The organism is Pandoraea aquatica, assembly GCF_902459565.1.
Classification (GTDB): Bacteria; Pseudomonadota; Gammaproteobacteria; order Burkholderiales; family Burkholderiaceae; genus Pandoraea; species Pandoraea aquatica.
The window spans coordinates 107,862-120,676 of sequence record NZ_CABPSN010000009.1 but is presented as its reverse complement, the minus strand read 5'-3'; the positions used below and the strand labels follow the sequence as shown (position 1 = coordinate 120,676).

The following is a 12,815-nucleotide window of genomic DNA, read 5'->3' as shown; positions in this document are numbered from 1 at the left end:
CGCGGGCCGGGCTGTTATGCCGCACATAAATGCCGCAGATGAGTGCCGCAGACAAGCGCTCGGGAGGGACGCGTGCGGTGTCGTTCTTTTTTGCGCGGGTTGGCGGCGTCGCGCTCGAACCCGTAGTATGGGAGGCCCACGTGCCGCCGCAGACGGCGCGGGAAACTTGTGCGTTCAACGCCAGTAAAACAATACGGAGACAAGCATGACAGTCATGAAGACGGCCGCCCGCGCGGCCTTCATGGCAGGGACGGCGCTCGCCGTCACCCTCGCCACGGGTATCGCCACTGCCACCCTCGCTCAGGCGCAATCCGCCACGCCCCAGCCTTCCGCCGTCCACTCGCGGCTCGACGACATTATGAAGTCGGGCACGCTGCGCGCCTGCGCGACGGGCGACTACAAGCCCTATTCGTTCCGCCGTCCGGACGGTCAGTTCGAAGGCATCGATGTGGATCTGGTCGCCTCGCTGGCGAAGTCGCTCGGCGTGAAGCCGGTGATCGTCCCCACGACCTGGAAGGCGCTGATGGACGATTTCACCGCTGGTAAGTGCGACATCGCCGTTGGCGGGGTTTCGGTGACGCTCGATCGCGCTGCGCGTGCCTACTACAGCAAGGTGGTGATGATCGACGGGAAGTCACCGATCGTCCGCTGTGCCGATGTGGCGAAGTACCAGACGCTCGCCGATCTGAATAAACCCAGCACGCGTGCCATCGCCAACCCCGGCGGTACGAACGAACGCTTTGCCCGTCAGTACCTCCCCAACGCCACCCTCACCATCTACCCGGATAACGTCACGATCTTCCAACAGATCGCCGACGGCAAAGCCGACGTCATGGTCACGGACTCCTCCGAGACGCTGCTTCAACACAAGCTCAACCCCGCCTTGTGCCCGGTCAATCCCGATAAGCCGCTCCAGTTTGGCGAGAAAGCCTACCTTCTGCCCCGCGGTGATGACGTCTTTAAACACTACGTCGACCAGTGGCTCAACCTCGCCCAGAAAACCGGCGAGTATCAAGCCGTTGTCGATAAATGGCTGAAGTGACGCTCTGACGTTATCAGGTGAGGCCCACGCCTCACCCTCCCCACCCCGCAGCGACACCGGAACAAGGGGGGCGCTCCCCTCCGTTCCACTACCTTTAAGTCACTGCGGTGAGCGCCCCCCTTGTTCCGGCCTGCTTTGCCCAGGGCCAGAAAACCCGCCGGTCTTCTAGTCCTGCCGCGCTTTTTTATCCCAACCACTCTCTCAGGCGCTGGGCGGCGTCGTGCATCACCATCCTCGCCTGCGGCACGAATGGCTGCAATCTCGCAAAACTATGCGTCAGGCCCGAGGCCTCGATGACCTCCGCCCTTGCGCCCGTTCTTGCGACGAACTGCGCATATTCCACCGCCTCGTCATGCAACGGGTCATACTCCGCCGCAATCACCAAACTGTTCGGCAACGGATGACGCGGGGCTTCCGCCATCAAGTTCACACGCACATCGTTTTCGTCCGGCTTTACGTCGCCCAGAAATTCCTTCCAGTACCAACGCATCTCGTCACGCGTTAATCCCACGCCGTCCGCCAACCGCTCGTAACTCGGCGTGTCGAACCTGTACTGCACCACCGGGTAAATGAGCAACTGTGCGCCCACCATTCCCGGATGCTTATCGTTGAACCACGCCGCCGCCTGCGCCGCCAGATGCCCGCCCGCACTGTCGCCCGCAACCCCCAGACGGTCCAGACTCACACCCAGTCGCGCTCGTTGTTCCGCCGCCCACGCAAGCGCTTCTCGCGCATCGTCGACCGGCGTCGGGAACGGATGCTCCGGCGCGAGACGGTAGTCGACGCTGAGCACCGCCACGTCCGCATCCTGCGCGAGCAAAGCCGCCACGGTGCCATGTGTGTCGACGTCACCAACCACCCAACCACCCCCGTGGAAGTACACGACGAGCGGGACGGTGCGACCTACCGGGCGATATAGGCGCGCGCGCAGGTTGCGGCCCGGCAAAGGAATGTCGAACGTCTCGCTGCGCAAACCCGCCGGTAACGGACGCAAGGCCTCGACCGCGACGGTCGCGAACTTCGCCCGGACTTCCTGCGGCGTCGGTGCGGGCGCGTTTTCAGGGGTGGGGTACTTACGCGCCATCAGGTCGTAGTAGGCGAGCAAATCGGCATCGATGGTCATGGCAGCAATAGGTTGGCGTTCTGGTTTTAGGAGGAGCGGAAGACGTCGGTTTTTTTGTTTTTCGAGACACGGCAATGCGACATTTCGTCGGTCGCCGACCTGCTTTGGCTGACTCGGCTAACCACCACCCTGCATCAGCCAACGTTGATGTTCGATCTTTACGCAGCGGTCCATTACGACATCCAGCCCCGCCGCCAGTGCGACGGCGGCTGCTTCGTCGTTCTCGATGCCCATCTGCATCCACAGACTTGTCGCACCGATGTCCACGGCTTCCTGCGCGATCGGCGGAATGTCCGCACTGCGTCGGAAACAGTCGACCATCTGAATACGCAACCCTTCGGCACGCAAGGCGTCCGCCGCCTCGCCGAGGCTCGCGTAAACGGTCTCGCCCAATATCGTTTCGCCCGAATCCGCCGCCTGCGGATTGACCGGCACGATCCGGTATCCGTGCTGCTGCATATAACGCGATGTGGTGAAACTCGGCCGGTCCGGCCGCGGCGACAATCCCACGACAGCGATCACCCGATCCCGCGCCAGAATCTGCCCCAGTCGTTCAATGGTTTCCATTGCTCACTTTGTTGCCACGCACAAAGATTGAAAGTAGCACATTGCAACCGACGGCGTGCAAGTGGTGGTACGTCGCGCAAGTCAGCCCGGCAGGGCAATAGCGGATGACTGTCGGGCTTAACGGCGGATGCATTGGGAGGTGCCGATGAGATGCTTCATCCGGTGAGTTATTCAGGATGACGAACCAACATGGGCAATTTGTGTCTCTTCTGAAGTCCTTTCCGGATAAGGCTCTCAGGGGTGTCGATGCGACGATGTGACGCTCAAGGTGTTACAACCTGAAACACTTTGTTACCCCTCCGGCCAACCCTTTCCACCACAATGCATCTCAACGCTGAAGTGCTTATCCCCCGGTAACACAGCAGCGCGACTGTATCGGCAAGAGGCGTCCCCCGGCGCGAATTGCAAGTGGTTCGATGCAGTGCTCCGAATCTGGTCTCCTCGCGCTAACCCCGTAGCGTGTGGTTTTGGCGGGCCCGTGTGTCCCGCCATTTTTTTTGCCTGTTTCGTCCTACATCTTTCCTAAGACTTTCTCCGACGTTCACGCCGCAACTGGTTCGACCTCCGATTGATTTTCGGAAATCGATTCACGCCTGCGTAAATTTACCGTCTGAGTGCGCCGCTTGAGTGAGCCGCCTGCGCATCGCGTGAGGAAGACGCGCAAAGACCTGACGCAATCGGTCAATGCCGGTCATTTGTCTGAATTGCTGGCTTGTGTCGACGAGAACGTCAGCGCGACGCAGTCGCTCTGAGCCACGGTTTGAGCCAGCCGAGCCCTGCACGGGTCTCGCCTTGCGGCCGGTATTCGCATCCCACCCATCCCGCGTAACCCAACTCATCCAGCAACCGGAACAGGAACGGGTAGTTCACTTCGCCTGTATCGGGCTCATGCCGCGCAGGGACGCCCGCAACTTGCACGTGGCCGATGTTGCCGATGTACTGGCGCAGCTTCATCGCCAGATCGCCTTCGACGATCTGACAGTGGTAAGCATCGAACTGGACTTTGAGATTGCTCGCCCCGACTTCGGAGCGGATGGCGTGCGCCTGATCCTGACGCGTCAGGAAATAGCGCGGAAAGTCGCGTGGATTGATCGGTTCGATCATGACGGTGACGCCGTGCGCTGCCGCCTGGCCCGTCGCATACGCGAGGTTCTCGAGAAATGCGGCCCGGCAACGCTCGGGCGACTCGGTGGCATCGGGGCACCCCGCCATGACGTGCAGTTGGCGGCAGCCGAGGGCATCGGCGTAGTCGAGGGCGAGTTCGATGCCGTCGCGAAACTGCGCTTCGCGCCCGGGCAACGCCGCGAGACCGCGCTCACCGCGCGTCCAGTCGCCCGCCGGCGCATTGAACAACACCTGCGTGAGGCCGGTGTCGTTCAGACGGCTCCGGATTTCTTGCGCCGGATGCTCGTACGGGAACAGAAATTCGACGCCCCGGAAGCCATCGGTCGCCGCTTCGCGGAAACGGTCGAGAAACGGTACTTCCTGATAGAGCAGGGTGAGGTTCGCAGCAAATCGCGGCATGGGACTCTCCGTCGCCAACTACGGGCGGGGCAGGGTGGGCGGATGCCCCCACGATATCACTGCCCGTCGATCTGAGGCGCCGCCACACTGCGCAACTGGAATCGTCCGTCGTTATTGAAGAGCCACGTCTCGACCGCACGCACGCGGCCGCTGCTGTCGACCAGCGCCCGGCTCGGTGCAGGCAGCGGACTCGCCCGCCGCAGGCTCGCGATGGCGATGCGCTCGGCCTCGTGATCGTCGTTGCTGCGATAAAGCGCGACGCCGGTCACGTTGCCGTTGCGATCCACCCAGTATTCGAGCGACACCACGGAGCGCAACATCGGCTGCGGATTGCCGGGCGTGATTTCGCGCGCGTTGACTTCGGCGATGCGCCGAGCCGCCGCGATCTTGTATTGATCGAGACCTGTGAGCGGGGCCTGACCCGACGGAAAGTTCAGGATGAGCGGCTTCTTCGGTTCGAAGTCCGGATTGGCGCAGCCGGTCATCACCAACGTGCACGCGACGGCCGCGACCTGTCCGGGGATGGTGGCGAAAGCGAAACGCGCCATCCGGGCTATGCGAGTCATACGGGTCATACGGGTCATACGGATCAAACGGGCGGCACGCGGCACATGCCCGCACCGGGAAAGTTGCGTATTCATGACTTGTCTCCCGCAACGATCGCGACACTTTTTCTTGTTTTGACGGCTGGTGCTGCATGGACGGCATCCGCACCCGGCGCATCGCGCGGGCCGGACACCGTCCGGGATTGCCGGGATTACTGGCTGCGTGTGCCGAACGACCAGTTCGGCATCAGCGCGTTGGACGCCAGGTTCTCGTCCTGCAACTTGCGCGCGGTCTCGACGCCCGCGACCGGCAACCCCTTCGGGTCGAGCAAACCGATCTGCACCAGCACGCTCGCCTGATCCCAATATATGTGTTCGTGCTCCAGTTTGTCTCCCCGGAATCTCACTATGGCCACCAGCGGGATCTCGACGCGGCGTCCCGTCGGCTCGACCCCTGGCAGCATCCAGTCGACCGGCGTCGTATGCGTGAAGCAGAACAGCAGTTCGTCCACCAACTGCGTCGCGCCGATGGTTCGCGAAATCGGGATCAGTTGGGTGTCGGGCGGATTGCTGTTGACGAAGTGATTCCGGTAGAAGTGCGCCAGTTGCTGATGACCCACGCCGCCCGTCATCGTCGGAATGTGATTGACGTATGGCTCCGCCACCATCGTCTTCATGAGCGGATCGATCTCACGAATGGCGAACTCGTACGCACAATGCGTTTCCCAGAGCGACGCAAAGTCGAAGTGCGGTCCGATGGCGTTGCGAATCGCAGCGATGGTGCGTTGATGCGCAAGTTGCGTGGCTGCACGGTTGAAGTGATCGCCGGGACGCGCGAACGCGTGATCGGCGTCCGGATAGCTGTAGAGGGTGACGTTGGGATGCTTGCCGAGACGCTCGGTCAGCGCGTCGCGCACTTCGGCGGGTGCGTATTTGTCGAGTTCGGCAATGTGCAGGACGAGGGGCGGATGCTCGCCTGCGAGTTCTTCGGCATGCTGCTCCAGACCCACGCCGTAGTACGCCACCGCGACGTCAGCACTGGTTCGCGTAACGGACAGCGCGGCGAGCTTGCCCCCTAGGCAGTACCCGACCACGCCCACGCCGCCGACACATTCGGGCAACGCACGCAGCGTGTCGACGGTGGCACCCACGTCTTCCATGCCTAGATCGACGTCGAAGCTCTGGAACAACGCAAACGCGCGCTGCCAGTCACTGGACGAATATCCAAGTTCGATGCCCGGCTCGATGCGCCAGAACAGGTCGGGGGCCAGCACGACGTAACCCTCTTCGGCGTAACGGTCGGCGAGTTCACGGATATAGGCGTTCACACCGAAGATTTCCTGACACAACACCAGTCCCGGACCTTTGCCTTCGCTCGCGCCCTTGCTGTCGGGTGTCGCCAGATAGGCCTGAAAGGTCTTGCCGTCGCGTGACTTGATGCTGATGAAGCGTCCTGCCATGTCGTCTTCTCCTGTAAGTCCTGGGAATTCTGTGTGGGAATCAGGCAAAGGAATCGGGCTAACTTCGGGACCGGCGCTGCGCGGTCCGAAGTCCCTGAGTAGCGGCTTCCGACGATACCATGCATACTCGGAGCGCACGTTCCAGGCGTGACCTGCTGCGGTTCACCGCACGTTGCAGCGTCGCCCCGGACGCTTTCTGAACGCATTGGAGTGACCATGATTACCGTCTATCACAACCCGCGCTGCTCGAAGTCGCGCGAAGCGCTGGCCCTCGTCGAAGGCTCCCCGGCGGGCCATGACCTGCAAATCATCGAATATCTGAAGACGCCGCCGACGCTCGCCGAACTCAAGCGTTTGCATCAGTTGCTGGGCGTGCCCGTGCGCGAGATGATTCGCAGCAACGAGACGGAATTCGCGGAACTGGGACTGGCCGATACGGCGCTGAGCGACGACAAGCTGCTGGCCGCGGTGGCCAAGCATCCGAAGCTGTTGCAGCGCCCCATCGTCGTGAACGGCGACAAGGCGGTGATCGCACGGCCGCCGGAGCTGGTCAGCGGCGTGCTGTAAACGAACGAAGGAACGGCAGGGAGGCGGGGGATGCCAGCCCGGCGCGGGTGCGGTCAGCGATGCGCCGGGCTGTCCTTGCCCGGGCCGGTAGCCGGGGATTCGGCGTCGTCGTTGGATTCTGCTGCCTCGGCTTCCGCTGCCGCCTTCGCTGCGGCCGAACCGAACACGGGGGCGTCGGCATTCGCGGTCAGACCCGCGCCACGCCAGCCGGGTAACTCGGCGAGCGTTTTCTGCTGCTCACGCAGCTCCGCGAGCATGTTGCAGAAGAGCGCGCCTTGCTCCAACGCGTCGTCCAGCGCCACGTGCGTGTGTGGCAGCGGGTCGAGCCAGACCTGCGGCAGACGCGGCTTGATGCACTTGCGGTAAGGCATGCCCGTCATCGCAAACGCGAGCGTCTTGATGTCCAGTGCCGACCACGAGAATGGACAACGGCCGACGAAGCGCATCATGTACCAGAACATGAACGTGAAATCGAAGCCCGCCGGATACGCCACGAATACCGGCTTGCCGGGCAACTTCTCCACCCACTTCACATAGGCCTTGAGCGCCTTGGCCGGGTCTTCCGGCGCCACGCGACATGCCGCCCAGGCTTCCGGCTCGGTCTTCCACCACTTCATCGTGAGCGGGTGTCCCTTCGCGTCGGGGAGACATTCGAGATTGGCGCTGAACGTGCCGATCAGTTCCTTATCGGCCGTGTACGCGGCCGACGCGAAGCTCAGCATCGAATGCGGCCCCGGGATCGGACCATCGGCCTCGACGTCGGTACTGACGAAAATCTCTTCGTCCACAGGGATGATGCGCGACGGGGTACGGGACATCGCCTCGCTCATGAGGCGCTCCGGGCGAGCACGGCATCGGCAACATACGGGTTCGTCTGGCGCTCCTGACCGAACGTCGACACCGGGCCGTGACCCGGGATGAACGTGACGTCGTCGCCCAGCGGCCAGAGCTTGTCGCGAATCGAAGCGATCAGATCGGCATGGTTGCCGCGCGGGAAGTCGGTGCGGCCGATGGAGCCGGCGAACAGCACGTCGCCCACGCTGGCCAGTCGTTCGTCCTTCGAGAAGAACACCACGTGACCCGGCGTGTGGCCCGGGCAATGGAAGACGTCGAGCGTGACGTCGCCGAAGGTGACGGTGTCGCCGTCACCCAGCCAGCGGTCGGGCGTGAAAGGCTCGGGCTCCGGAAAGCCGAAGCGCGCGCTTTGCGCCTCAAGCTGATCGATCCAGAAAGCGTCGTCCGGATGCGGACCTTCGATGGGCACGTCGTATTTGGCAGCCAGTGCGCCCGAGCCGCCACAATGGTCGAGGTGGCCGTGCGTCAGGAAAATCTTTTCGAGTGTCACCCCCTGACGTTCGATCTCGCCCACGATCCGGTCGATGTCGCCGCCGGGATCGACCACGGCAGCGCGCTTCGTGGCGTCGCAGACGAGCAGGGTGCAGTTTTGCTGGAAGGGCGTGACAGGGATCAGGGTGACGTTCATTGGGTTATCGGGGACGCAATTCGGGGGACGCAATTTTTGTCTATTGTATTCGGCCACGCGTGTCGTCGCCCGCAGCGCTGTCCCGTTAGTCGCGTGGTGCGCCCGTGGTGCGCTGTGCAATACGCGTGACAGGCCCGTGCGCATGGCCTGCACCTTTCAACGGAAAAGGCTTTCGGAATAGGCGCATTGGACGTGAACGCCTAATTCTGCGTAACGCTTTGTAAACAAGTCTCAACGTGTAAGTGAACGCTCGCTGCTAGGTTGAATTTTGCGGCGTGTTAGACTTGCGGGCTATGCGAACACGCGACATGCTCACACGGTTCGCGGTCTGCTGCGCCCTCGCCCTGACGTTGACAGCCTGCACAACGCCGCTCGAACCCCCCAGCCAGACGGCTGCCGCCACTTCGGCGACAGGCGCGCGCGCCCGTGCGCGCGAAGCCAATGCACCTGTCGGCTCCAGTTTCGATCTGCAATGGCCGGGCCGGTCGTATCGCAACGAGGGCCTCAACCCCGGCGATCCCGATGCCCCCGAGCGCGATGGCGAAGCGCGTCTGCGTGCCGACGCCGGTACATTCTTTCAGTCGGGCATGGCATCGTGGTACGGCAAGAAGTTTCACGGCCGCCGCACCGCCACCGGCGAAGCGTTCGACATGAACGAACCCACCGCCGCACATCCGACATTGCCGCTGGGCAGCTTCGCGCTGGTGCGCAACATCGCCAATAACAAGACCGTCGTCGTGAAGATCAACGACCGGGGGCCGTACACCCGCAATCGCATCATCGATCTGTCCTTCGGCGCAGCCAAGCAACTCGACTTCATTCGCGCCGGACACGCCAAGGTTGAAATTCGCCGCCTCTCTCGCAGCGAAGTCGCCGCCCTCGGCCTCGACGACGCCAACAGCGCGCAGAACAACACCCAGAGCAACGCCCAAAGCAACGCTCAGTAATTCCACCCGTCGGTACATCGGTCGGCGGGGCGCGGAGCGGCGCGGTGCTTCGGTGTGGCGCACATCCTCCCCAGGAATCCCGAACGTCATTCCGAATTCCTCTCGGACGTGCCTTAAAAAGCGGGACGTCTGCTGCGCGTTTATTGTGCAAACGACGCACATTGCGGATGAAATGCGCCGGATTCTTTCGCTATTCGGTGAATCCCATGGATTGAACGCCTCGCACGAACGTGCGTGCATCGAATTGCACACGACCGAATCGACTAATTTTTTTCCGATTGCCGCATAAAAATGCCAGCGTTTGGGCGCAATCCGATGTTCCACGGGCGTCCCGGGAAGTTGCGTTGGCAACCGTTGTTCGCTGCCGGGGATGTGGGTAGACTGTGCCCCACGCGCAGGTGCACGCTTTGTGTGCATCCGAAAGAGGCCCGCCGAGACCCGGGCACGGCGCACCTATCAAGAAGCATTCCTGGAGGAGTTTTGATGTCGACGATGGGCAAATACGCCAAGCGCACCGTGCTGTGCGCGGTGGCCGCAACGTTGTTGGGGACGACCGGCGCGGCATTCGCGGCGGAGACGAAGTCGGTTGCTGTCGTGGCGATCGTGGAACACCCGGCACTCGACGCCATCCGTGATGGCGCGCGCGACGAACTCAAGGCAGAAGGTTACGAGGTCGGCAAGAACCTCAAGTGGGAATACCAGAGCGCACAGGGCAACACGGGCACGGCAGCACAGATCGCCCGCAAGTTCGTGGGCGACAAGCCGGACGCGATCATCGGCATTGCAACGCCGACGGCTCAGGCCGTGGCCGCTGCCACCAAGTCGGTGCCGCTCGTCTACTCGGGCGTGACCGATCCGGTCGCGGCTCAACTGGTCAAGAGCTGGGATGCTTCGGGCACCAACGTGACCGGCGTGTCGGACAAGCTGCCGCTGGACAAGCAGGTCGCGCTGATCAAGCGTGTCGTGCCGAACGCGAAGAAGGTCGGCATGGTGTACAACCCGGGCGAAGCCAACTCGGTCGTGGTCGTCAACGAACTGAAGAAGCTGCTGCCGGCCGCTGGCCTGACGCTGGTCGAAGCCGCCGCACCGCGCACCGTCGACATCAGCTCGGCCGCGAACAGCCTGGTCGGCAAAGTCGACGTGATCTATACCAACACGGACAACAACGTCGTGTCGGCATACGAGTCGCTGGTGAAGGTCGCCAACGACCGCAAGATCCCGCTGGTGGCTTCGGACACGGACAGCGTGAAGCGCGGTGCCATTGCGGCACTGGGCATCAACTACTATGACCTCGGCCGTCAGACGGGCAAGGTCGTGGGCCGTATCCTGAAGGGCGAGAAGCCGGGCGCGATCGCCTCGCAGACCAGCTCGAATCTGGAACTGTTCGTCAACACGGCAGCCGCCGAGAAGCAAGGCGTGAAGCTGTCGGACGATCTGGTGAAGGAAGCCAAGACGGTCATCAAGCAGTAAGCGACTCACCCGCGACTCACGCGCACCTCTGCGGACGGTTTATCGCTGCGGTGGTGAAGGCGTGACACCGATGCTGTGGGCTAACTCCCGCAGCATCGGCGAGCGACAGGGCGGCGTCCGGACACGATCTGTCCCCGCCGCTCTTTTCCTATCGAACGGGCGAGATGGCTCCCCCCGAAACGCGGTCGCACAACGACCGGCTATGACCTGAACTGGCCGACTCGGCCGTGCGGGCGCCGATGCCGAGACCCGGCATGGGCCGTCTTGCGCAGTGGAATTACGAACATGTCCTTTTTCTCGATGATGGGCGCTTTGGAGATCGGTCTGATCTTCAGCCTCGTGGCGCTCGGGGTGCTGATCTCCTTCCGCATCCTCAATTTCCCCGACCTCACCGTAGACGGCAGCTTTGCACTTGGCGGTGCAACGGCGGCCATTCTGATCGCCGGCGGGGCCAATCCGTTTGTCGCAACGCTCGTCGCTATGGTGGCCGGCGCGGTGGCGGGCTTCATCACCGGCTGGCTGAACGTGCGCCTGAAGATCATGGATCTGCTCGCCAGTATTCTGATGATGATCGCGCTGTACTCGATCAACCTGCGTGTGATGGGGGCACCGAACGTGCCGCTGATCACGTCGCCGACGGTCTTCACGATGCTGTTGCCGGAGAACGCCCCGGACTGGCTGCCGGACTATGTGCTGCGTCCGCTGTTGCTGCTGGTGGTCGTGGTCGTGGTGAAGCTCGGTCTGGATTACTTCTTCTCGTCGCAGCAAGGTCTCGCAATGCGCTCGACCGGCGCGAATCCGCGCATGGCGCGTGCGCAGGGCGTGAACACCGGCCGCGAGATCCTCGCCGGCATGGCGTTGTCGAACTCGCTCGTGGCGCTCGCGGGTGCGTTGTTTGCGCAGTCGCAGGGCGGCGCGGACATCTCGATGGGGATCGGTACCATCGTGATCGGTCTGGCGGCGGTGATCATCGGCGAGACGATTCTGCCGGCGCGACGCCTCATCCTCACCACGCTGGCGGTGGTCGTCGGGGCCGTGCTGTACCGCTTCTTCATCGCACTCGCACTGAATAGCGATTTCATCGGTCTGAAGGCGCAGGACCTCAACCTGGTGACGGCCTTGCTCGTGGCGGTGGCACTCGTGCTGCCTGCAACGCGTCGCAAGCTGTTCCCGCGCAAGAACGGAGGTGCCTGATCATGCTGAGCGCAAAAGACCTCAAGATCACTTTCAACCCGGGCACGCCCATCGAAAATCGCGCGCTGCGTGGCATGTCGCTCGATATTCCGACGGGCCAGTTCGTCACCGTGATCGGCTCGAACGGTGCGGGCAAGTCGACTTTCCTGAACGCGATCAGCGGTGACCTGTCGGTGGATTCGGGCACGATCTCCATCGATGGCAACGACGTCACGAAGAAGACCGCGTTTCAGCGCGCGAATCAGGTGGCGCGTGTGTTCCAGGATCCGATGGCGGGCACGTGCGAAGCGTTGACCATCGAGGAAAACATGGCGCTGGCGGTCAAGCGCGGCGAGCGTCGGGGCTTTCGCATCGCCCTGAACAAGGAGTTGCGCGAGCGCTTCCGCGAGAAGCTGAGCTTGCTGAACCTTGGACTGGAGAATCGTCTGTCGGACCGTATCGGGTTGCTCTCGGGCGGTCAGCGTCAGGCGGTGAGTCTGTTGATGGCATCGCTGCAACCGTCGCGCATTCTGCTGCTCGACGAGCACACGGCGGCACTCGATCCAAAGACGGCGGCGTTCGTGCTGGAACTGACGGCGCGCATCGTGCAGGAGAGCAAGCTCACGGCGATGATGGTCACGCACAGCATGCGTCAGGCACTCGACTACGGCGAGCGGACCGTCATGCTGCATCAGGGCAAGGTCGTGCTCGATGTCTCGGGCGAGGACCGTAAGGGACTGGACGTGCCGGACCTGTTGCAGATGTTCGAGCGCACGCGTGGCGAACAACTCGATGACGATGCGTTGCTGCTGAGTTGAGTGCCTGCGAGGCCATCGCGTCCTGACGGTCGCGACGCCGACGTAGCAGACGAAGCCCCCGGTTCGCCGGGGGCTTTTTTTTTCAGACCAAATCTC

Annotated in this window: 13 protein-coding genes; 6 read left to right on the top strand and 7 right to left on the bottom strand. The window is 62.7% G+C overall.

Annotation, left to right across the window (positions count from 1 at the left end; genetic code table 11):
* Positions 1-241 precede the first annotated feature (241 nt).
* Positions 242-1,042 (top strand): transporter substrate-binding domain-containing protein, encoded by an 801-nt coding sequence (locus PAQ31011_RS23050; protein WP_246179753.1) that lies wholly within the window; start codon positions 242-244, stop codon positions 1,040-1,042.
* A gap of 184 nt (positions 1,043-1,226) precedes the next feature.
* Here PAQ31011_RS23050 and PAQ31011_RS23045 read toward each other — a convergent pair whose 3' ends face one another.
* The 5 genes from PAQ31011_RS23045 to PAQ31011_RS23025 all read right to left on the bottom strand — a co-directional run bounded on the left by PAQ31011_RS23045 (position 1,227) and on the right by PAQ31011_RS23025 (position 6,261).
* Positions 1,227-2,165: an alpha/beta hydrolase gene (locus tag PAQ31011_RS23045; protein WP_150578014.1), complete on the bottom strand. Its 939-nt coding sequence runs from the start codon at positions 2,163-2,165 to the stop codon at positions 1,227-1,229.
* A 117-nt stretch (positions 2,166-2,282) separates the two neighbouring features.
* Entirely contained in the window at positions 2,283-2,732 is a 450-nt protein-coding gene (locus tag PAQ31011_RS23040; protein ID WP_150578013.1) for a CoA-binding protein, read from the bottom strand.
* 729 nt (positions 2,733-3,461) lie between these two features.
* On the bottom strand, positions 3,462-4,256 hold the full coding sequence (gene otnI / locus PAQ31011_RS23035) for a 2-oxo-tetronate isomerase (RefSeq protein ID WP_150578012.1): 795 nt from the start codon (positions 4,254-4,256) through the stop codon (positions 3,462-3,464).
* Positions 4,257-4,312: 56 nt separating this feature from the next.
* Complete coding sequence (locus PAQ31011_RS23030) at positions 4,313-4,804, bottom strand: energy transducer TonB family protein (RefSeq protein WP_150578011.1); 492 nt, start codon at positions 4,802-4,804, stop codon at positions 4,313-4,315.
* 209 nt (positions 4,805-5,013) lie between these two features.
* Entirely contained in the window at positions 5,014-6,261 is a 1,248-nt protein-coding gene (locus PAQ31011_RS23025) for a dienelactone hydrolase family protein (protein ID WP_150578010.1), read from the bottom strand.
* Between the two features lie 216 nt (positions 6,262-6,477).
* On the opposite strand from PAQ31011_RS23025, the gene arsC reads away from it, so the two are divergent.
* Positions 6,478-6,828, top strand: a complete 351-nt coding sequence (arsC, locus tag PAQ31011_RS23020) for an arsenate reductase (glutaredoxin) (protein ID WP_150578009.1) — start codon at positions 6,478-6,480, stop codon at positions 6,826-6,828.
* A 53-nt stretch (positions 6,829-6,881) separates the two neighbouring features.
* On the opposite strand, the gene PAQ31011_RS23015 is transcribed toward arsC, so the two are convergent.
* Positions 6,882-7,646, bottom strand: coding sequence for a 3'-5' exonuclease family protein (locus tag PAQ31011_RS23015; protein WP_246179752.1), 765 nt, complete (start codon positions 7,644-7,646; stop codon positions 6,882-6,884).
* Between the two features lie 8 nt (positions 7,647-7,654).
* A complete protein-coding gene (locus PAQ31011_RS23010; protein WP_150578007.1) occupies positions 7,655-8,311 on the bottom strand; it encodes an MBL fold metallo-hydrolase in 657 nt (218 codons plus the stop codon).
* 308 nt (positions 8,312-8,619) lie between these two features.
* Between PAQ31011_RS23010 and PAQ31011_RS23005 the strand changes: the two genes are divergently transcribed.
* The 4 genes from PAQ31011_RS23005 to PAQ31011_RS22990 all read left to right on the top strand — a co-directional run bounded on the left by PAQ31011_RS23005 (position 8,620) and on the right by PAQ31011_RS22990 (position 12,719).
* Positions 8,620-9,258, top strand: a complete 639-nt coding sequence (locus PAQ31011_RS23005) for a septal ring lytic transglycosylase RlpA family protein (RefSeq protein WP_150578006.1) — start codon at positions 8,620-8,622, stop codon at positions 9,256-9,258.
* A 483-nt stretch (positions 9,259-9,741) separates the two neighbouring features.
* Positions 9,742-10,728, top strand: coding sequence for an ABC transporter substrate-binding protein (locus PAQ31011_RS23000; protein ID WP_039393914.1), 987 nt, complete (start codon positions 9,742-9,744; stop codon positions 10,726-10,728).
* A gap of 285 nt (positions 10,729-11,013) precedes the next feature.
* Positions 11,014-11,922: an ABC transporter permease gene (locus PAQ31011_RS22995; protein WP_150578005.1), complete on the top strand. Its 909-nt coding sequence runs from the start codon at positions 11,014-11,016 to the stop codon at positions 11,920-11,922.
* 2 nt (positions 11,923-11,924) lie between these two features.
* Positions 11,925-12,719 (top strand): ABC transporter ATP-binding protein, encoded by a 795-nt coding sequence (locus PAQ31011_RS22990; protein WP_150578004.1) that lies wholly within the window; start codon positions 11,925-11,927, stop codon positions 12,717-12,719.
* The last annotated feature ends 96 nt before the right edge of the window (positions 12,720-12,815 follow it).

Bases quoted from the DNA above. Each gene is read 5' to 3' on its own strand.
- PAQ31011_RS23050 (WP_246179753.1), top strand. From the start codon at position 242: ATGGCAGGGACGGCGCTCGCCGTCACCCTCGCCACGGGTATCGCCACT.
- PAQ31011_RS23045 (WP_150578014.1), bottom strand. From the start codon at position 2,165: ATGACCATCGATGCCGATTTGCTCGCCTACTACGACCTGATGGCGCGT.
- PAQ31011_RS23040 (WP_150578013.1), bottom strand. From the start codon at position 2,732: ATGGAAACCATTGAACGACTGGGGCAGATTCTGGCGCGGGATCGGGTG.
- otnI (WP_150578012.1), bottom strand. From the start codon at position 4,256: ATGCCGCGATTTGCTGCGAACCTCACCCTGCTCTATCAGGAAGTACCG.
- PAQ31011_RS23030 (WP_150578011.1), bottom strand. From the start codon at position 4,804: ATGGCGCGTTTCGCTTTCGCCACCATCCCCGGACAGGTCGCGGCCGTC.
- PAQ31011_RS23025 (WP_150578010.1), bottom strand. From the start codon at position 6,261: ATGGCAGGACGCTTCATCAGCATCAAGTCACGCGACGGCAAGACCTTT.
- arsC (WP_150578009.1), top strand. From the start codon at position 6,478: ATGATTACCGTCTATCACAACCCGCGCTGCTCGAAGTCGCGCGAAGCG.
- PAQ31011_RS23015 (WP_246179752.1), bottom strand. From the start codon at position 7,646: ATGTCCCGTACCCCGTCGCGCATCATCCCTGTGGACGAAGAGATTTTC.
- PAQ31011_RS23010 (WP_150578007.1), bottom strand. From the start codon at position 8,311: ATGAACGTCACCCTGATCCCTGTCACGCCCTTCCAGCAAAACTGCACC.
- PAQ31011_RS23005 (WP_150578006.1), top strand. From the start codon at position 8,620: ATGCTCACACGGTTCGCGGTCTGCTGCGCCCTCGCCCTGACGTTGACA.
- PAQ31011_RS23000 (WP_039393914.1), top strand. From the start codon at position 9,742: ATGTCGACGATGGGCAAATACGCCAAGCGCACCGTGCTGTGCGCGGTG.
- PAQ31011_RS22995 (WP_150578005.1), top strand. From the start codon at position 11,014: ATGTCCTTTTTCTCGATGATGGGCGCTTTGGAGATCGGTCTGATCTTC.
- PAQ31011_RS22990 (WP_150578004.1), top strand. From the start codon at position 11,925: ATGCTGAGCGCAAAAGACCTCAAGATCACTTTCAACCCGGGCACGCCC.